This is a genomic window from Bacillus sp. FSL P2-0099, from assembly GCF_038007445.1.
GTDB classification, from domain to species: domain Bacteria; phylum Bacillota; class Bacilli; order Bacillales; family Bacillaceae_G; genus Bacillus_A; species Bacillus_A mycoides.
In genome coordinates this window covers 4,201,884-4,220,718 of record NZ_JBBOXE010000001.1, presented here as the reverse complement: position 1 = coordinate 4,220,718, position 18,835 = coordinate 4,201,884, and the positions used below count along the sequence as shown (strand labels likewise).

16 protein-coding genes and 2 riboswitches are annotated in these 18,835 nt (G+C 36.5%); of the genes, 12 read left to right on the top strand and 4 right to left on the bottom strand.

Going from position 1 to position 18,835, the window contains the following annotated elements:
- The 8 genes from pstA (at position 1) to glcK (ending at position 7,604) form a co-directional block, all read left to right on the top strand.
- Complete coding sequence (gene pstA / locus MKY90_RS21830; protein WP_098167351.1) at positions 1-867, top strand: phosphate ABC transporter permease PstA; 867 nt, start codon at positions 1-3, stop codon at positions 865-867.
- 28 nt (positions 868-895) lie between these two features.
- On the top strand, positions 896-1,711 hold the full coding sequence (pstB, locus tag MKY90_RS21825; RefSeq protein ID WP_098167352.1) for a phosphate ABC transporter ATP-binding protein: 816 nt from the start codon (positions 896-898) through the stop codon (positions 1,709-1,711).
- A gap of 327 nt (positions 1,712-2,038) precedes the next feature.
- Positions 2,039-2,695, top strand: coding sequence for a phosphate signaling complex protein PhoU (gene phoU, locus MKY90_RS21820; protein WP_002015145.1), 657 nt, complete (start codon positions 2,039-2,041; stop codon positions 2,693-2,695).
- A 345-nt stretch (positions 2,696-3,040) separates the two neighbouring features.
- Complete coding sequence (locus tag MKY90_RS21815) at positions 3,041-5,395, top strand: sugar phosphate nucleotidyltransferase (protein ID WP_002190680.1); 2,355 nt, start codon at positions 3,041-3,043, stop codon at positions 5,393-5,395.
- Positions 5,396-5,464: 69 nt separating this feature from the next.
- Positions 5,465-5,614, top strand: coding sequence for a 50S ribosomal protein L33 (gene rpmG / locus MKY90_RS21810; protein WP_001265616.1), 150 nt, complete (start codon positions 5,465-5,467; stop codon positions 5,612-5,614).
- A 104-nt stretch (positions 5,615-5,718) separates the two neighbouring features.
- Positions 5,719-6,297 carry a 5-formyltetrahydrofolate cyclo-ligase gene (locus MKY90_RS21805; RefSeq protein WP_063218896.1) on the top strand — a complete coding sequence of 193 codons (579 nt, stop codon included), beginning with the start codon at positions 5,719-5,721 and terminating at the stop codon, positions 6,295-6,297.
- 103 nt (positions 6,298-6,400) lie between these two features.
- On the top strand, positions 6,401-6,601 hold the full coding sequence (locus tag MKY90_RS21800; protein ID WP_002015140.1) for a YqgQ family protein: 201 nt from the start codon (positions 6,401-6,403) through the stop codon (positions 6,599-6,601).
- A 19-nt stretch (positions 6,602-6,620) separates the two neighbouring features.
- Positions 6,621-7,604, top strand: a complete 984-nt coding sequence (gene glcK, locus MKY90_RS21795; RefSeq protein WP_002034037.1) for a glucokinase — start codon at positions 6,621-6,623, stop codon at positions 7,602-7,604.
- 80 nt (positions 7,605-7,684) lie between these two features.
- Here the strand turns inward: glcK and MKY90_RS21790 are convergent, their stop codons facing one another.
- On the bottom strand, positions 7,685-7,855 hold the full coding sequence (locus MKY90_RS21790; RefSeq protein ID WP_002034036.1) for a DUF2759 domain-containing protein: 171 nt from the start codon (positions 7,853-7,855) through the stop codon (positions 7,685-7,687).
- Positions 7,856-8,025: 170 nt separating this feature from the next.
- Here MKY90_RS21790 and MKY90_RS21785 point away from each other — a divergent pair, with 170 nt between their 5' ends.
- Positions 8,026-8,655, top strand: coding sequence for an MBL fold metallo-hydrolase (locus tag MKY90_RS21785; protein WP_002034035.1), 630 nt, complete (start codon positions 8,026-8,028; stop codon positions 8,653-8,655).
- Positions 8,656-8,664: 9 nt separating this feature from the next.
- Positions 8,665-9,777, top strand: a complete 1,113-nt coding sequence (locus MKY90_RS21780; RefSeq protein WP_341092547.1) for a class I SAM-dependent methyltransferase — start codon at positions 8,665-8,667, stop codon at positions 9,775-9,777.
- A 150-nt stretch (positions 9,778-9,927) separates the two neighbouring features.
- Here the strand turns inward: MKY90_RS21780 and MKY90_RS21775 are convergent, their stop codons facing one another.
- The 3 genes from MKY90_RS21775 to metI form a co-directional block, all read right to left on the bottom strand.
- A complete protein-coding gene (locus tag MKY90_RS21775; protein WP_000894375.1) occupies positions 9,928-10,218 on the bottom strand; it encodes an ArsR/SmtB family transcription factor in 291 nt (96 codons plus the stop codon).
- 510 nt (positions 10,219-10,728) lie between these two features.
- The gene (gene metC / locus MKY90_RS21770) at positions 10,729-11,892 is read right to left on the bottom strand and encodes a cystathionine beta-lyase (protein WP_098167354.1); all 1,164 of its coding nucleotides are present in this window, start codon (positions 11,890-11,892) and stop codon (positions 10,729-10,731) included.
- Positions 11,889-13,001: a cystathionine gamma-synthase/O-acetylhomoserine thiolyase gene (gene metI / locus MKY90_RS21765; protein ID WP_098167355.1), complete on the bottom strand. Its 1,113-nt coding sequence runs from the start codon at positions 12,999-13,001 to the stop codon at positions 11,889-11,891. Before metI ends, metC begins: the two co-directional genes overlap by 4 nt.
- A gap of 89 nt (positions 13,002-13,090) precedes the next feature.
- A riboswitch (SAM riboswitch) is annotated at positions 13,091-13,204 on the bottom strand.
- Positions 13,205-13,406: 202 nt separating this feature from the next.
- Positions 13,407-13,516, top strand: a riboswitch (SAM riboswitch).
- Between the two features lie 70 nt (positions 13,517-13,586).
- On the opposite strand from metI, the gene MKY90_RS21760 reads away from it, so the two are divergent.
- Positions 13,587-15,419: a bifunctional homocysteine S-methyltransferase/methylenetetrahydrofolate reductase gene (locus MKY90_RS21760; protein WP_098167356.1), complete on the top strand. Its 1,833-nt coding sequence runs from the start codon at positions 13,587-13,589 to the stop codon at positions 15,417-15,419.
- Positions 15,419-18,817 (top strand): methionine synthase, encoded by a 3,399-nt coding sequence (metH, locus tag MKY90_RS21755; protein ID WP_341092542.1) that lies wholly within the window; start codon positions 15,419-15,421, stop codon positions 18,815-18,817. Before MKY90_RS21760 ends, metH begins: the two co-directional genes overlap by 1 nt.
- Positions 18,818-18,835: the final 18 nt, after the last annotated feature.

The following is an 18,835-nucleotide window of genomic DNA, read 5'->3' as shown; positions in this document are numbered from 1 at the left end:
ATGCGAATGTTAAACCATAAGAACATACAAGAAAATATGGCATCTCGTTTTTTAAAGGATCGGATTTACAAGTGTTTGTTTTATATAGCAATTTTGTTTTCAGTAGTAATACTTTTTATATTGCTTTTTCAAATTTTTGAAAAAGGTATAAATTATCTTTCAATAGATTTCTTTACAAACTTCGCCTCACGTAATCCGAGAGAAGCTGGGATTGTCGCTGCTTTGTCAGGGACAATACTATTTATGAGCATTGTTATACCAGTCTCTTTTATATTTGGAGTCGGAACAGCTCTTTATTTAGAGCATTATGCGAAGGAGTCCGTTTTTAAAAAGTTAATTGAATTAAATAATCAAACATTAGCAGGGGTACCTTCCGTTGTGTTTGGTTTACTCGGGTTAACTATTTTCGTATACGCTCTCCATTTGGGAGAGAGCATAATGGCAGCGGCACTGACGATGAGTTTACTCGTCTTACCAACTGTTGTTGTAGCTAGTCAAGAAGCGATTAGAACTGTGCCGAGCTCATTACTAGAGGCTTCTTACGGATTAGGTGCTACGAAATGGCAAACGATGTATCGAATTGTATTGCCAGTCGCTTTGCCAGGGATTGTAACGGGATGTACGTTAGCGGTATCGAGAGCAATTGGTGAGGCAGCACCATTATTAGTTATTGGGGCCCTTGCCTTTGCAAATTATGTTCCGTTCAGTATGTTTGATAGATTTACGGTTTTACCAATTCAAATTTTTAATTGGATGAGTAGACCACAAGAAGAATTTCAGTATGTAGCAGCAGCTGGGATGATTGTTTTGCTAGGATTGTTGCTCTTTATAAATATATTTGTCTTATGGTTACGAAATCGAAAATAAGTTGGAAGTGGATGAAAGGGGAATTCAAATGGTAGCAACAGTAGTAAATGTACAGGTGAAAAATGAGAAAAAGATTGAGACAGCACAAAAAAAAATAGTATTTGATACGAAAAATTTAAATTTATGGTACGGAGAAGACCATGCTTTAAAAGATATCAACTTAAGTATTCATGAGAATGAAGTAACAGCGATTATCGGTCCGAGTGGTTGTGGGAAATCAACATACTTAAAAACGCTAAATCGTATGGTAGAGTTAGTGCCTATCGTTCGAACTACGGGCGTTATCGAATATAGAGAACGAAACATATTTGATAAATCATATCCGGTTGAAGAATTACGTACGCATGTGGGTATGGTGTTCCAAAAGCCAAATCCATTCCCAAAATCTATTTATGAAAATGTAGCATATGGTCCGAAAATCCATGGTATTCGTGACAAAAAAACACTTGATGAAATTGTTGAAAATAGCTTGCGCGGCGCAGCTATTTGGGATGAGTTAAAAGATCGTTTGCATGATAATGCATACGGTTTATCTGGTGGTCAGCAACAACGTCTATGCATTGCACGCTGCTTAGCGATTGAGCCAGACGTAATTTTAATGGATGAGCCAACATCGGCGCTAGATCCAATTTCAACATCAAAAGTAGAAGAATTAATTCAGGAGTTAAAGAAAGATTTTAGTATTGTTATCGTAACGCACAACATGCAACAAGCAGCACGAATTTCAGATAAAACTGCTTTCTTCTTAAGTGGAGAAGTTGTGGAATATACAGATACGAACAAATTATTTACAACACCTGCAGATAAGCGTACAGAAGACTACATTACAGGACGATTTGGTTGATATCGCTAGCAAGGCTAAGAGTAAATGCCCTCTTAACAGAGGGCATTTCTCATTTTCACCTCATTTTAAATAGAGGAGTAATATTTCTCTTTTCTCAAGGCTTAATAAACATACAAGAGGCTGGGTAGGGGATTTATCCCGCTATTTGCCGGGCAGTAAAACTCCCAACTCAAAACTCGGCTGGAACAAAGAAGTTAGTTGGGAGTCGGGCTGCCCATAAACGCCCGATTGGTGAGGGCTGATAATCAGTGGGGGATGAAAAACCCCCACACTGATTAAAGTTTCACTTTATATAAAATGGCACATAATATTGAGGGGGAAGAAATGATGGTAAGAGAACAGTTTCAATGTGATTTAAAAACGTTACAGCAAAAGGTGATCGAGCTTGGTGAGTTAGCAAGTGGAGCTTTATTGATTGCTATGGAAGGTCTTCACAACAGGGATGTAGAGAAAGCGTTAGAAGTCATTGATGGGGATTATCGCATGGATAATTTAGAAGAGGAAATAAATGACCTTGCGCTTATGCTTATTACAAAGCAGCAGCCTGTAGCAAGTGATTTAAGAAGAATTTTCATTTCAATTAAAACAGCGACAGATTTAGAACGTATTGCAGACCATGCTGTTAATATTGCGAAATCAACAATTCGTCTTGGTGAAAAAGAAGTGGTTGTTAGTTTACATAATCTTGAGGAAATGTTTGAGATTGCTCATAAGATGTTAAATTTAGCATTAGAAGCATATGAGCAAGAAAATTTAACTTTTGCTAAACAAATTGCTGAAATGGATGATTCAGTTGATGAAATTTATGGGAAGGCGATTCGTGAATTTATTTCATCTATCCCGGGACAACCAGAAGCGATTACACAAATTACACAACTATCCTTTGTTGCAAGATATATTGAGCGTGTAGCAGACCATGTTACAAATATTGCCGAGAATGTATTTTATGTAGTAAAAGGAAAGCATTATTTATTGAATGAGTAGGGGGAAAAGTAGGTGATGAGAAATCACCTGCTTTTTTTAGTCAAAACATGACAAAAAAAGCTCGTTGTTTCCTTTAGTCTATGATGATAAGATGTATCATAATTGATGGGAAAATAAGTACATATGTGTTAGTTACGTTTTATTAATTATTTTACCAAGTTAATAGTAAGCGCTTTCTTTTTTATGGGAGTTAAAAGGTACATTTATTTATAAAGGGAGGCTTTAATTAGTGGGGCTGTCTCTCGCTGATTGTTAGATCATACTAAACCGGACTTTTACTGCAGTTAATATGGGGTAAATGATATACGGAGTTCTTGAACATTATATAAGTGGAGGCTGAAGTATATGAAGGGGGTTATTTTAGCTGGAGGAAAAGGGAGACGCCTTAGACCATTAACATGTAATACTCCAAAACCGATGTTACCATTGTTAGAAAAACCAGTTCTTGAATATAATATTGAATTATTACGTCAGCATGGTATTCGTGAAATTGCAATTACAGTTCAATATATGAGTACTGCCATTAAGCAATACTTTGGTGATGGTAGTAAGTGGGGAGTTAACTTGTATTATTTTGAAGATTCTCCTCCGCTTGGAACAGCAGGGAGTATTAAGCAAGCGGAAAGTTTTTTAGATGAAACATTTGTTGTTATTAGTGGGGATGCACTAACTGACTTTCAATTATCAGAAGGAATTGCATTTCATGAACAGAAGAAGAGAATGGTAACGATGTTTGTGAAAGAAGTAGAAAACCCACTCTCATTTGGCTTAGTTGTAATGAATAAAGAACAAGAAATTATACGATATATAGAAAAGCCGAGCTGGAATGAGGTAGTTTCTAATATTGTGAATACAGGTATTTATATAATGGAGCCAGAAATCTTTTCTTACATACCATCCATGGAATTTTCGGATTTCAGTCATGATGTGTTTCCTTTATTGGCAAATAAAAATGCTTTATTTGCATATTTATCAGAAGACTATTGGCTAGATATTGGTACATTTGATCAATATCGGCAAGCTCAATTCGATTTGTTGACGAAAAAATTGAAGGTGCCTATTCCATATACAGAAGTATTACCGATGGTGTGGATGGGAGAAGGTGTAACGATAGGAAAAGGGACGAAAATTCATGGCCCTTCTTTTATTGGAGAAGGAGCAATGATTGGTGCAGGGGCTGTAATTGAACCGTACTCTATTATCGGGAAAAATAGTATCGTTTCAAGTTATTCTCATCTTCAAAAAAGCATCATTTTTGCAAATTCTCATATAGGAAAAAATTGTGAGTTGTTAGAAACAACAATAGGAGATCATACAATGGTCGAAGATGATGTTACACTTTTTCAAAAAAGTATTGTAGCGGATCATTGTCATATAGGGAAAAGTACAGTAATTAAGCAAAAAGGAAAAATATGGCCATATAAGGAGATAGATAGTCATTCGATAGTAGGTTCTGCCGGTGTTAAAGAGAGTGAAAAGAGTGCAGGATGGTTACAAAAAAGCCGAATTGTAGGAAGGGGTAATGTTGAAATTACTCCTCAATTTATTGTGAAAGTTGCAATGGCTTATGGATCTCTTTTTGCCAAAGGGGAGAGTATATTGATTGGAAGTCAGGAAAATATAGAAACAACTTCCTTTAAAAATTTATTCCTCCATGCCATTCATGGCAGCGGGATTCATACGATGGAATGTAAAGAAATGAATGAGTCGCTTTTTCAGTATGCCATTCATAATTTGCAATGTGCAGGTGGAGTTTTCGTTCAAGTGGAAAGCAAAAGAGGGATTGTTATACAACTGTATGGCAAGGAGGGCTCGTTTTTAACGTATAAGCAGCAAAAAGAGATAGAACAAGTATATATGTCTGAGTCGTTTTATTACGCTTCTGAGAAAGAACTGGGGCGAAATAAGCTAGTTCACGTTTCTGCAAATAATTATGTAGAAGCTGTGTTAGAGCGTATTGATATTGAAACGATACAAAAACAGAAGTTTCATCTTCTTATTAATAAGAGAAATGATATGTTACAACATTTACTTATGATTTTTTTGCAAAGGCTCGGATGCACAGTTACATGGATTTATGCGGGCGAACAAAAGCATCATGTGAAAGCCTTGATGAAATCAAGTAAAGCAAATATGGCACTTATGTTTTCAGAGCAAGGAAATTATTTCGAGTTATATGATAATCATAGTAATATTTACCAGGGAACAGATTTTGAAGAGGTAGATATTCCAGATTTATTACTTGAATCGGCAGGAAATATTTACCCGATGTCTTTGAAATTAGGAGAATGTTACCTTCTATTTTATACGCAGGATGAAAAAAAGTCGTTTCAAGCGAGATGGAAGCGAGATATTTTATATCGAATTGGAAAATTATTCGAGCTAATAGCATTGCAGGGAAAAACATTTCTCAGCATAGTAGAGCAATCACCTCCGCTCTATCTACTTTGTGATGAAGTTGTATGTTCATGGAATGAAAAAGGGAAAGTAATGAGGAAATTATTGGCTGATATGGAAAGAAAGGAAGAAGGTATATTTGAAGGAGTACAGTTCAAATATACCGAAAAAGAGTGGTCTTATATCGTTTCTGACACAAAACAACCGAAATTTTTAGTGTATTCGCATGCTAGAAACCCAGTAATAGCAAGGGAAAACATGAAAAATCTTATAGAAAAAATTAGACAATATCAAAAGGTGTAGAATTTTTATTTTAAAAGTGGTATTATAGTATAGTCTGATTTAAGTTATTAGTACTGGAGGGAAATAAGAATGCGTGTGAATATTACTCTAGCATGTACAGAATGCGGAGATCGTAACTATATCTCAAAGAAAAACAAACGTAACAACGCTGAGCGTATCGAGCTTAAAAAGTATTGCAAGCGTGACAAGAAGTCTACGTTACACCGTGAAACAAAGTAAGCAGTAGGAATATTTTCCTACTGTTTCTTTTTTTATTCGGTTCCTCTGTTAAAAGTGATACACTATCATCGTAGAGCAAAGTGTCACTGTGAGGGGGAAAATGTGTGAGAGAAGAGAAACTACGTTTACGTAAACAAATAATAGAACACATGAATTCTTTATCAGAAGAACGGTATACAACTTTATCAGAGCAAATTGCAGCTTCGTTGTATGCGCAAAAAGAGTGGGTTGAAGCTAAAACAATTGGAATCACCCTCTCGATGGAGCATGAAGTGAATACATATCCTATTATCGAAAAAGCTTGGGAAGAAGGAAAGAAAGTTGTTGTTCCGAAGTGTAATAAAGGAACACGAACGATGTCTTTCCGGAAAATTAGTAATTTTGATCAATTAGAAACAGTGTATATGAATTTACGTGAACCAATTCCAGCGCTTACGGAAGAAGTGAATGCAGATGAAATTGATCTTCAAATCGTGCCAGGCGTAGCTTATACAGAGCGAGGAGAACGGATTGGATATGGCGGTGGCTATTATGATCGTTATCTCGTGCATTATAAAGGGAAAGCGCTATCATTAGCTTATAGTTTTCAAATGGTAGAACATATTCCAGTAGAGCCATTTGATAAAAATGTAGAAAAAATTATTACAGAAAAAGGAACAATGGTTAAAATTGGGCTTGTATAGACAAATAAAAATTGACGAGACTTTTTCTTCGTGATTATAATAAAATATGTGAACGTTTTCTTATTATAATTTTTTATAGTAAGTGAGCATAGAGGGTGATGAAATGATATCCATTTATGATATTCAGCAATTGCTAAAGAAATTTGGCACGATTATTTATACGGGTGATCGAATTGCTGATTTACAATTAATGCAAGATGAATTGCGTGAATTAAATCAATCACAGCTAATCGATCCACAAGACTATCAAACAGCTTTATTTTTGTTGAAGCAAGAAATTCAAAAAGAAATAAATAAGAAATAGATAAAGGTAGGTACGTAACATGGAAGAGAAATGGTTAGTTGGTGTTGACCTTGGTGGTACAACGATTAAATTAGCATTTATTAATGTGTACGGTGAAATTTTACATAAGTGGGAAATCCCTACGAATACAAATGAACAAGGAAAACATATTACACTTGATGTAGCGAAAGCTATTGATAAAAAGTTAGAAGAATTAGGTGAATTAAAAAGTAAGCTAATTGGTATTGGTATGGGAGCTCCTGGTCCTGTACATGTGGCATCTGGAATGATTTATGAAGCGGTTAATTTAGGATGGAAAAACTATCCGTTAAAAGATTTACTAGAAGTAGAAACGGGATTACCTGTTGTTATTGATAATGATGCAAACTTAGCGGCGCTTGGTGAAATGTGGAAAGGTGCTGGTGAAGGAGCAAAAGATTTAATTTGTATGACACTTGGCACTGGTGTTGGTGGTGGTGTTATCGCCAATGGTGAGATTGTACATGGTATAAGCGGTGCTGCTGGTGAGATTGGACATATTACAGTTGTTACAGAGAACGCTTTTCCATGTAATTGCGGGAAGTCGGGTTGTTTAGAAACGGTAGCCTCTGCAACAGGTATTGTACGTGTTGCTATGCAACAAATACAAGAGACAGATAAAGAAAGTGTTTTACGTTCTATGTTAGCAGAAGAAGGGCTTATTACATCAAAAGATGTGTTTGAAGCGCTTGGACAAGGTGACGAACTAGCAGGTGAAGTAGTGGAAAAAGTAGCTTCTTATTTAGGATTAGCTGTAGCGAACCTTGCTAGTACGTTGAACCCAGAGAAAATCGTAATTGGTGGTGGCGTATCTAAAGCTGGAGACGCACTATTAGAGCCAATTCAACGTTATTTCGAGCAATATGCTTTCTCTCGTGCTGTAAAGAGCACAAAGTTAGCAATTGCAATACTTGGTAATGATGCAGGTGTAATTGGAGGAGCGTGGCTTGTAAAAAAGCACAAATACGAGGCGAAGATGATATAAGTTGTGAATAATGAAAAGAGGAAGGGGCCCCCTTCCTCTTTTTATGCAAGATCTTGTTGGAGAATAAAAATGTAAATGGATTAAGCTGGTGGGTACCCATTATATAGAACAGTCATGATTGTAAACCATCCGAAAACAAGTACGGTTGCAATAGCGAAGCCACCCGCGAATAAGTTTTTTTCGCGAAGTGTTCTAAGCGTAGCAAATACAGCTAACAGAGTGACTAGCGTAAAAATAATAACAAGGCCCATACAATATCCTCCTCTGTCTACTCATTCCTTAAAATGAGTTTTTAGAATATTTACTCTTTTATATTGTACATGTTTTAAAAATGATTGTCGAGATAACACGCCTTCTTTTCCTAAGAGAAAGAAATGTTGTATCATTAAAAGTAAATTAAATAACTGGAGGAGATTTTCATATGAAATGGATACAAATGCCTTTAGGCCCATTACAAACAAATGCTTATATTTTAACGAATGATCAAAATGAGTGTATTATTTTTGATCCTGGTCATGAAGGAGAGAAACTTGTTACATATTTACAGGAAGCACAGTTAAAGCCACTTGCGGTTTTATTAACACATGCTCATTTCGATCATATTGGTGCTGTTGATGCCGTGAGAGACGCTTTTCATATTCCGGTATACGTACATAAAGAAGAAGCGAATTGGTTAGGCGATGCAACTGTGAATGGCTCGCAAATTTTTATGATGAACCGCAGTATTACAGCAAAACCAGCAGATCATATTATCGACGAAGAGGGTACATTAACGATCAGTTCTTTTAGTTTTGAAATTTTTGAGACACCAGGACATTCTCCAGGAAGTATCTCTTATTATAGTAAAGAAGCGAATGCTGTATTTTCTGGAGATGTATTGTTCCAAATGAGTATTGGAAGAACGGATTTACCTGGTGGAAGTTTTGCTGAATTAATTGGAAGTATTGAAGAGAAATTATTTGTATTACCAGATGAAACAGCGGTGCTATGTGGACACGGTCCAGAAACAAGCATTGGTTTTGAAAAAGAAAATAATCCATTTTTACAATAAGGAGTCATTATGGAGATGGAGCCCATTTTAAGAGAATGGATGGGAAAAGAAAAGGATCATTCGATTTCATATAGTACGTATATGAACCTCGTATTATATGCAGAGGAATATGGGTATTATATGAGAGAACGTGAAAAAATTGGAAGACAGGGAGATTTTTTTACGAGTAGCAATGTATCTTCTGTATTTGCGAAGACTTTTGCTAAGTTTTTTATTCGGCTTGTTGAAAAGGGAGAAGTTTTTCCAAATATTTGTGAGATTGGTGGGGGAACAGGAAAGTTTGCCTATGATGTTTTACAAGAATGGAAACAATTATCTCCGGAAACCTTTATCAATTTAAACTATTCAATTATTGAAGTGAGCCCTTTTCATAGAAGGCTACAACAGGAGAGGCTTTGCTTATTTGATAATGTGTCGTATTATACATCTTATATTGAAATGGGAGAGTCTTTCGAAGGAATTATTTTTTCGAATGAATTATTTGATGCGTTTCCTGTTGAGATAGTTGAGAAAAGAAATGGAATTTTGTATGAAGTACGTATCACGTATACAGATGAAGGAAACCTTACAGAAGTATTTAGACCGATAGAGAAAAGAGTCGGTCGTTACTTATTGAAATATAACATTCATATTGCCGAGGGACAGCGCTTTGAAGTGCCTATTGCAATGGAAGAGTATATAGAAGAGATTGCGAAATGGTTTCAGAAAGGTATATGTATTACAGTTGATTATGGATATACAAAAGAAGAATGGATGCATCCTGCACATCGTGAAGGAAGTTTAAGAGGATATTATAAGCACAAGCTAATTCGTAATCCTCTTGCATATCCAGGAGGAATGGACCTTACTACGCATGTTCATTGGGATGAGTTGAAGATGAATTTTGAGCTACAAGGAATTAATACGATATGGCATAGGAAGCAATCAGAGTTTTTGTTAGCAGCAGGAATATTAGATCAGCTTGCTAGCCATCAAGATACCAACCCTTTTTCTGAAACTCAAAAACTAAATAGAGCTATTCGCTCTATGATTTTGAACGGAGGATTAGGTAATGCTTTCGATGTTGTTATACACACAAAAGATATGAAGAATTTACTTTTGAATCAATATTTAACAATATGAAAAAAACAAGACACAGTATTTTCTGTGTCTTGTTTTTTAATACGACTTTTAATTATGTAGCATTATATATTTTCTCTCATGATATATATTTATATTAAAGATATGAGATGAAAAATATAGAATACACTCTTTTTCTCTGTCTATAGGTCCCTAACCTAATAATACGCGAACGAGTTGAATGATTGTTTCGTTTTCTACTTTGTAGTAAATTTCCAATCCTTTTCTTTCACTAGAAACGATTTTAGCACTTTTTAACTTTGCTAAATGCTGTGAAATTGTAGATTGTGGCATGTTTAAGCCTGTGTACATTGTAGAAACGTTGCTTGGGCCACGTTCAATTAATCCCTTTACAATACATAAGCGAACAGGATGAGCAAGCACTTTCAATAATTCTGCATTGCTTTCATATAGTTCTATTTCTTTTTGAAAGGTTTCTAACATGTTCTTTTCCACCTCCGTGTGAGCTGTTATACCATACTATACATACCAAAAAATCAAAGAAAAGAAAACAGTTGTTGCAGAAAAAAAGTCCTAAAGTAAAGAAATTGTAAGAAAAGAGACCCTGATGTAAATAAAATAGATAAATTTGCACAGTTTTGTAAAATGACATTTTTGAGTGAAAATTTTGATGCGTTTCAAAAATTGAAAGATATAGATATATTCGTAACACAATTTTATCATGATTTTCTTATTCTTTCAAATGAATATACAAAATTTTTAAAATAATATGACAAAGGAATTATAATGTTATATATAGAATATATAACAGGTTAAAAGAAAAGAAGCTGATTATGATCAGCTTCTTTATGATGATAATGAAATGTTTGGATGTAACTGATACATCTTAGAATAATCAAGTCATCAGTCATTTATTCTAGAGTTCATCTTTTTAAACAACTATTTTATTTCTTGAAGAGTTTTATTATTCGTACACAGCTTCGTTTCTTCCCTTTATGCATTTACAGGTTCTTCGACATAAGAAAGAGCATTTTCGAAATCGGATATTAAATCGTTAACATTTTCAAGACCAACCGATAAACGAAGTAATGAATTGGAAATCCCTCTTTCATCACGTGCTTCCTGTGATAAAGCTGCATGTGACATTTTTGCTGGATATGAAAGAATAGATTCAACAGCTCCTAGACTAACCGCAAAAACGGGTAGTTTAACTTTTGATAAAAATTGGCGCAGTGCATCTTCGGATTGTAAGGTGAAAGATAAAACAGCCCCAGCTGATGTTGCTTGAGTTTGTTGAATACTATAGCCAAGATGTGATTGTAATCCAGGGTAATAGACATTTTGAACTTTAGAGTGCTCTTGTAAAAAATGTGCGATTTTGTTGGCACCTGCAGCTGAATGTTCGAGACGTACATGCAATGTTTTAATGCCGCGAAGCACGAGAGAACAATCTTGCGGTCCTAAAATAGCACCAAAAGCGTTTTGTAGAAAGCCGAGCTTTTGAGCGAGTTCTTCATCTTTTACGACAGCTAATCCGGCAGTAACATCACTATGACCGGCAATGAATTTTGTGGCACTATGAAGAACGACATCGGCGCCAAGGTCAAGTGGCTTCTGGAATAGTGGTGTCAAAAATGTATTATCAACAAATGTAAGAGCACCAATAGATTTTGCGAGTTTAGAAACCTCGCGAATATCTGTCACTTTTAAAAGTGGGTTAGATGGTGTTTCTACATAAAAGAGCTTCGTATTCGGTTTGATATTTTGTTTTATTGCCTCTAAATTGGTCATATCAACAAATGTATGTGAAACACCGTAACGAGAGAGAACTTCAGTTATAATTCGGTAAGTGCCTCCATATACATCTTCTGAAATAAGAACATGGTCACCTTGTGAAAGAAGGAGAAATGCAGTAGAAATGGCTGCAATGCCTGATGCAAAGGCAAATCCTTTTGTCCCGCCTTCTAATAAAGCAATGATATCTTCAAGAGCTTCACGTGTTGGATTTCCAGATCTACTATAGTCATACTTTCCGAAAGCATCTACATCAAACTGATGGAATGTTGATGTGTTATAGATGGGAACGTTAACAGCTCCTGTGTGTGAGTCATGCTTGTATTGATTATGCAGTAAAAGCGTATCTATGGAATAACTCATATTCTTACACCTTCTTTTACAAGTTTAATTGCTTGCTTTAAGTCTTGAATTAAGTCGTTGCTATTTTCGATGCCGACTGAAAAACGGAGAAGACGATTACACACACCACGTGCTGTTCGAACATCTTCTGGAATATCGGCATGAGTTTGCGTTGCTGGATAAGTCATTAAACTTTCGACACCGCCAAGACTTTCAGCAAATGTAATTAAGGATAAAGATTGTAAGAAAGGATTAATCCAAGTTTCATCTTGAAGGCGAAATGAAATCATACCACCTCTTCCTGGATAAAATACATCTGTCACACTATCTTCATCATTTAAATAAGCAACAATTGCATGAGCGTTTTTTTCATGCTGTTTCATGCGAAGTGCTAAAGTCTTCATGCCTCGAATTAATAGCCATGAATCAAACGGGCTTAAGACAGCACCAGAGGCATTATGATAATGAGCAAGCTCCTCGCAAAGAGATTTCCCTTTCGCAACGACAAGTCCGCTTAGTACATCGTTATGACCGCCTAAATATTTAGTTGCGCTATGAAGGACGATGTTTGCACCTTCTGTTAATGGTTGCTGTATATAAGGTGTATAGAACGTGTTATCTACAATAAGAAGTAGTCCGTGCCTTTTCGCTACACTTGCTACACTTACGATATCAGTTACTTGCATTAATGGATTAGTCGGTGTTTCTATGAAAATAGCCTTCGTTTGAGATGTGATTGCTTGCTCAATTTGTTTAATAGATTGTGTATCTACGTATCTACATCGAATATTCCACTTGTCTTCATGTTCGGAAAATAGACGATATGTTCCCCCGTATAAGTCTTCAGATACGATAAGCTCATCTCCTGAACGGAATAGTGAAAGGACAAGGAGAACAGCCGCCATTCCTGAACTACAGGCATACCCTTGCTCACCGCTTTCTAAGTCTGCAATTGCCTGTTCTAAAAGGCCACGAGTCGGATTTCCAGTTCTTGAATAGTCAAATCCAGTAGATTTACCAATTCCTTCGTGACGATAAGCAGTTGAGAAATAAACAGGTGGATTAACCGTTCCTGTTGTAGCTTCGCTACGGTTCCCGATTTGTGCTAGTTTTGTTTCGATTGTTGACATGTGAAAATTCCCCCTTTTTAAAGTGAACAACTAAGTGAAAATAAAAAAAGCCTTCTAAGAAGAAGGCTTTCGGATTGAATAGAGTCTTCTTCTCATCTGTCAAATCTTTCACAATTTGCTGGAATTAGCACCTTATTAACGAATGAATGTTAATGGTTGCTGAGGCGTCAAAGGGCCAGTCCCTCTACCTCTCTAGATAAGAATGTTCGTATGAAATTTTATTATGGTTTTAACTTTACAACAAAAGATAATTGAATTGCAACTTTATTTTAAATAATTTTTATTTTTCCGCAAGTGTCATTGACTTTTATTTTAGTGCGTGCTAAATTTATAAAAAATTAACAAACATTGTTAAAAGGGGAACGTATTTCCTTTTAGCTACATAAATAAAATAATAAAGACAAACTCTTATTGAGAGCGGTGGAGGGAAAGGCCCTGTGAAACCCGGCAACCTTCAAACTAAATGTTTGAAACGGTGCTAAAACCTGCAAAACGTGTGTTTTGCATAATAAGAGGAGGAACAATTATGTCCCCCTCTTCAAAGTGAAGAGGGGGTTTTTATATTGATAGAAATGAGGGAGATTCGTGAAATTACTAGATTTATTATCAAAAGGAATTGTAATAGGTGATGGTGCGGTTGGAACGTTATTACATTCGCATGGTTTACAAAGTAGTTTTGAAGAATTGAATTTGTCTGATCCGGACTTAATTATATCGATCCATAAACAATATGTAGCTGCTGGAGCGGATGTTATTCAAACGAATACGTATGGTGCGAATGAAGCGAAACTCCGCATGTATGGTCTAGAGAATCAAGTTGTCCAAATTAATAAAGCGGCAGTGAATATTGCGAAAGCATCAGTAACAGATCGGAATGCAATTTTAGGGACAATTGGAGGTATGAAACATATTGGTGCTGTTACAACGACTGATATAGAGCGAGAATTTATGTTACTTGAGCAGGCAGGTGCTTTACTAGAAGAACAGGTTGATGGATTACTATTAGAAACTTTTTATGATGAATTTGAATTATTGCATGCGGTTAAAGTATTGCGTAAACAAACGAATATTCCGATTGTTGCTCAGTTAGCGTTACATGAGGCAGGTACGACTCAAAATGGGAATGATGTCAATGAAATATTAAAACAGCTTTTAGATTACGGTGCCAATGTTGTTGGGTTGAACTGTCAACTAGGCCCGCTTCACATGACGGAAGCTTTCAAAATGATATCGATTCCTCAAAATGGCTATTTATCAGCATATCCGAATGCAGGTCTCCCGAATTATGTGGAAGGGCGTTACGTATATGAGGGAAGTCCAGCGTATTTTGAAGAAATGACACCGAAATTTATTGAACAAGGTATTCGTTTATTAGGTGGTTGTTGTGGTACTACCCCGGAACATATTGAAGGAATGAAACGTGCTATTGCAAATGTTACACCTGTAATAGCAAAGGAGACGATTCAAAGGCCTAAAGTGGTCCATACACATGAGAAGCGTTCGAGAGCTCATGTTACTCTAGCAGAAAAGGCAAAGAAACAAACGACAGTTGTAGTGGAATTAGATCCACCGAAAACGTTAGACACGCAGCGTTTTTTTGAAGGGGCAAGAGCACTGAAAAGGGCTGGAGCGGATGCTATTACTCTAGCAGATAATTCATTAGCATCTCCTCGTGTTTCGAATATGGCTATGGGTGCATTATTAACGAAGCATGATATTCCAGTATTGACGCATTTAACGTGTAGAGACCATAACGTCATTGGACTACAGTCTCACTTACTTGGATTATCAGCATTAGGTATGGAGGAAGTGCTAGCTTTAACTGGTGATCCAGCGCGCGTTGGTGATTTCCCAGGTGCAACTTCTGTATATGATTTGTCATCGATAGAGCTCATTAAAATGATTAAAGAGATGAACGACGGACGCTCTATTTTAGGGAAATCAATTGGTCCGGCAACAAGATTTTCTGTTGGAGGTGCATTCAATCCTCATGTAAGGCATTTAAAAGCAGCGGTCAAGCGAATGGAACGAAAAATTGATGCTGGTGCTGAATATTTCTTAACGCAGCCGATATATGATGTTGCTTTAATAGAAGAAGTATATGAAGCGATAAAGCATTTGGAACAACCTATCTTTATTGGAATTATGCCGTTAGTAAGTAAGCGGAACGCAGATTTTCTTCATTTTGAAGTGCCGGGTATTACTCTCCCTGAAGAGATAAGACAAAGAATGGATGGACATGAAACGAAAGAGGCAGCCATAGAGGAAGGGATTCGTATTTCACAAGAGTTGATCGATGCGGCGATGAAATACTTTAACGGTATTTATCTTATTACACCGTTTTTAAAATATGAAATTACAGAACATCTCGTGAAATATGTGAGAGAAAAGCAAGAAGTGAAAGAAGGTATTAATTGATGAAACGAATAGAAGAGAGATTACAACATGAAATTTTAATATTAGATGGTGCAATGGGAACGATGATCCAGCAAGAAGACTTAACAGCGGAAGATTTTGGAGGAGAAGAATACGAAGGTTGTAATGAATATTTAGTAAAAACAAGACCGGATGTTATTTTAAATATTCATAAAGTCTACATTGAAGCTGGAGCAGATATTATTGAAACGAATACGTTTGGTGCAACAAATATTGTATTAAGTGATTATGCATTGTCTCATTTAGATGAAGAGTTAAACGAAAGGGCAGCGCTTTTGGCGAAGCAAGCGGTTAAAGAAAGTGGGAAAGAAGTGTATGTTGCGGGAGCGATGGGACCAACGACGAAAGCGATTAGTGTTACAGGTGGTGTGACTTTTGAAGAGTTAATTGAAGCCTATACAAGGCAAGCGAGAGGACTATTAAGAGGAGAAGTTGATGTATTACTCGTTGAAACGAGTCAAGATATGCGTAATGTGAAAGCTGCGTACATTGGAATTCAATCGGCGTTTGAAGAACTAAACAAAATAGTACCTATTATGATTTCTGGAACAATTGAACCGATGGGAACGACTTTAGCGGGTCAAACGATCGAAGCCTTTTATTTATCGGTAGAGCATATGAAGCCATTATCGGTTGGATTAAACTGTGCTACTGGTCCAGAATTTATGAGGGAACATATACGTTCCCTATCTGATTTATCGGAGTGTTATATTTCGTGTTATCCAAACGCTGGTCTTCCTGATGAAGATGGGCATTATCACGAATCTCCAGCGTCACTTGCTGAAAAAGTAAAACGTTTTGCTGAAGAAGGATGGATTAATATTATTGGTGGTTGTTGTGGCACAACACCAGAACATATACGTGTAATGAAATCGGCGCTTGCCTCGATTAATCCTCGTGAGCATCATGAAAGGGTTGGACATGGAATTAGTGGACTAGAAGTGTTGCAATACGATGATTCTATGAGGCCCTTATTTGTTGGAGAAAGGACGAATGTAATTGGATCGCGTAAGTTTAAAAGATTAGTAGCAGAAGGGAAATTTGAAGAGGCTGCTGAAGTGGCAAGAGCGCAAGTGAAGAAAAATGCTCATATTATTGATATTTGTATGGCAGACCCTGATCGTGATGAAATAGAAGATATGGAAAGATTCTTGGCAGAAGTTACGAAAGTGTTAAAAGTACCGATTATGATTGATTCAACAGATGAAAATGTTATGGCGAAAGCTCTTACTTATATTCAAGGAAAAGGTGTTATCAATTCTATTAATTTAGAGGATGGAGAAGAACGTTTTGAAAAAGTGACACCCCTTCTTCGGAAATACGGTGCTGCGATAGTTGTAGGGACAATTGATGAAGATGGTATGGCAGTTAGTGCAGAAAGAAAGATAGAGATTGCTAAAAGAAGCTATGAATTACTAACGAAAAAGTATGGTATACGCCCATCTGATATTATTTTTGATGCGCTTGTGTTTCCTGTAGGAACAGGTGATGAAGAATATATAGGTTCAGCGGCAGCGACTATAGAAGGAATTCGTCTTATTAAAGAAGCGTTACCAGAATGTTTAACGATTCTAGGTGTGAGTAATATATCTTTTGGTTTACCACCAGCTGGACGTGAAGTATTAAACTCTGTCTTTCTATATCATGCAACGAAAGCAGGATTAGATTATGCGATTGTTAATACGGAAAAATTAGAACGCTATGCGTTAATTCCAGAGGAAGAAAAACGTCTTGCGGATGCATTATTATTTGAAACGACGAAAGAGACGTTAGAAAAATTTACAAACTTTTATCGTGTTGCCAAAAAGAAAGATGTCGTTATACAAGAAACGCTAACACTTGATGAACGACTGGCAAATTATATTGTAGAAGGTACGAAGCAAGGACTACAAGAAGATCTAAGTCTCGCGCTTACAGAAGGACGAAAACCTCTGGATATTATTAACGGGCCGCTTATGACAGGAATGGATGAGGTGGGGCGATTATTTAATGGTAATGAGCTTATCGTTGCTGAAGTATTGCAAAGTGCTGAAAGTATGAAAGCTGCCGTAAGTTATTTAGAGCCACATATGGAATCTAGTGAGAGTGCAAAAAAAGGGAAAGTATTATTAGCGACTGTTAAAGGAGACGTACATGATATTGGGAAAAACCTTGTTGAAATTATTTTATCAAATAACGGATATGAAATTATTAATTTAGGAATTAATGTTCGTTCGGATCGAATTGTTCAAGAAGTACAAGAAAAGAAACCTGATATTATTGGCCTTTCGGGTTTGTTAGTAAAATCAGCGCAACAAATGGTAACGACTGCTGAAGATTTAAAAGCAGCGAATATTGATATTCCAATTGTTGTAGGTGGTGCAGCACTAACGAGGAAATTTACAGATAATCGTATTTCTCCATCTTATAAAGGGCTCGTATGTTATGCAAGTGATGCAATGACAGGTCTTGATATTATTAACAAATTACAAAAAGAAGAAGAACGTGAAAAGATGAAGCGAGATAAAAAGGAACGCCATCTTCATATTGTGAAACAAGAGGAGAAAAAAATAGAAATTCCCGCAGTTATTGAGCCGTTGCCAAAAGCAACTGTTATAGTGCCAGATTCGACGAAACGAGTTGTATTACGGGATATTCCTGCCCTTCATCTTGCACCGTTTTTAAATAGACAAATGTTAATTGGACACCATCTTGGATTAAAAGGAAACGTAAAAAAACTCTTGCAAGAAGGGGATAAAAGAGCACATGAGCTAAATGATTTAATTGATGAATTATTACAAGAAGGACAATCTTGGTTACGCCCAAAAGCGGTGTATCAATTTTTCCCGGCGCAAAGTGATGGACAAAATATAATTATATACGATCCGGAAGATCACACACGTATTATAGAGCGATTTGAATTTCCGAGACAAGGGAAAGCACCATACCGTACTTTAGGAGATTATATACGCCCGATTGGAGATGAGATGGATTATGTCGCTTTCTTATCTGTTACCGTTGGAGAAGGGGTTCGAGATATTGCAGAGGAATGGAAGGCGAAGGGAGATTATTTACGCAGTCATGCGATTCAGTCGTTAGCACTTGAATTAGCAGAAGGACTTGCTGAAAAAACACATATGCTCATTCGTGATCGTTGGGGAATTCCAGATTCACCTGAACTGACGATGGAAGAGAGATTCCGTACGAAATATAGAGGAATACGCGTATCATTTGGTTATCCAGCATGCCCAGAACTTGCTGATCAAGAAAAATTATTTCGCTTAATTCATCCAGAAGAAATTGGTATTTCATTAACAGAAGGATTTATGATGGAGCCAGAAGCGTCTGTAACGGCTATGGTATTTTCTCACCCTGAGGCAAGGTATTTTAGTGTACTATAGTGTAGAAGGGGGAGACGT

Excerpts from the sequence above, each read along its gene's own strand:
- pstA (WP_098167351.1), top strand. The coding sequence starts at position 1 with ATGCGAATGTTAAACCATAAGAACATACAAGAAAATATGGCATCTCGT.
- pstB (WP_098167352.1), top strand. The coding sequence starts at position 896 with ATGGTAGCAACAGTAGTAAATGTACAGGTGAAAAATGAGAAAAAGATT.
- phoU (WP_002015145.1), top strand. The coding sequence starts at position 2,039 with ATGGTAAGAGAACAGTTTCAATGTGATTTAAAAACGTTACAGCAAAAG.
- MKY90_RS21815 (WP_002190680.1), top strand. The coding sequence starts at position 3,041 with ATGAAGGGGGTTATTTTAGCTGGAGGAAAAGGGAGACGCCTTAGACCA.
- rpmG (WP_001265616.1), top strand. The coding sequence starts at position 5,465 with ATGCGTGTGAATATTACTCTAGCATGTACAGAATGCGGAGATCGTAAC.
- MKY90_RS21800 (WP_002015140.1), top strand. The coding sequence starts at position 6,401 with ATGATATCCATTTATGATATTCAGCAATTGCTAAAGAAATTTGGCACG.
- glcK (WP_002034037.1), top strand. The coding sequence starts at position 6,621 with ATGGAAGAGAAATGGTTAGTTGGTGTTGACCTTGGTGGTACAACGATT.
- MKY90_RS21790 (WP_002034036.1), bottom strand. The coding sequence starts at position 7,855 with ATGGGCCTTGTTATTATTTTTACGCTAGTCACTCTGTTAGCTGTATTT.
- MKY90_RS21785 (WP_002034035.1), top strand. The coding sequence starts at position 8,026 with ATGAAATGGATACAAATGCCTTTAGGCCCATTACAAACAAATGCTTAT.
- MKY90_RS21780 (WP_341092547.1), top strand. The coding sequence starts at position 8,665 with ATGGAGATGGAGCCCATTTTAAGAGAATGGATGGGAAAAGAAAAGGAT.
- MKY90_RS21775 (WP_000894375.1), bottom strand. The coding sequence starts at position 10,218 with ATGTTAGAAACCTTTCAAAAAGAAATAGAACTATATGAAAGCAATGCA.
- metC (WP_098167354.1), bottom strand. The coding sequence starts at position 11,892 with ATGAGTTATTCCATAGATACGCTTTTACTGCATAATCAATACAAGCAT.
- metI (WP_098167355.1), bottom strand. The coding sequence starts at position 13,001 with ATGTCAACAATCGAAACAAAACTAGCACAAATCGGGAACCGTAGCGAA.
- metH (WP_341092542.1), top strand. The coding sequence starts at position 15,419 with ATGAAACGAATAGAAGAGAGATTACAACATGAAATTTTAATATTAGAT.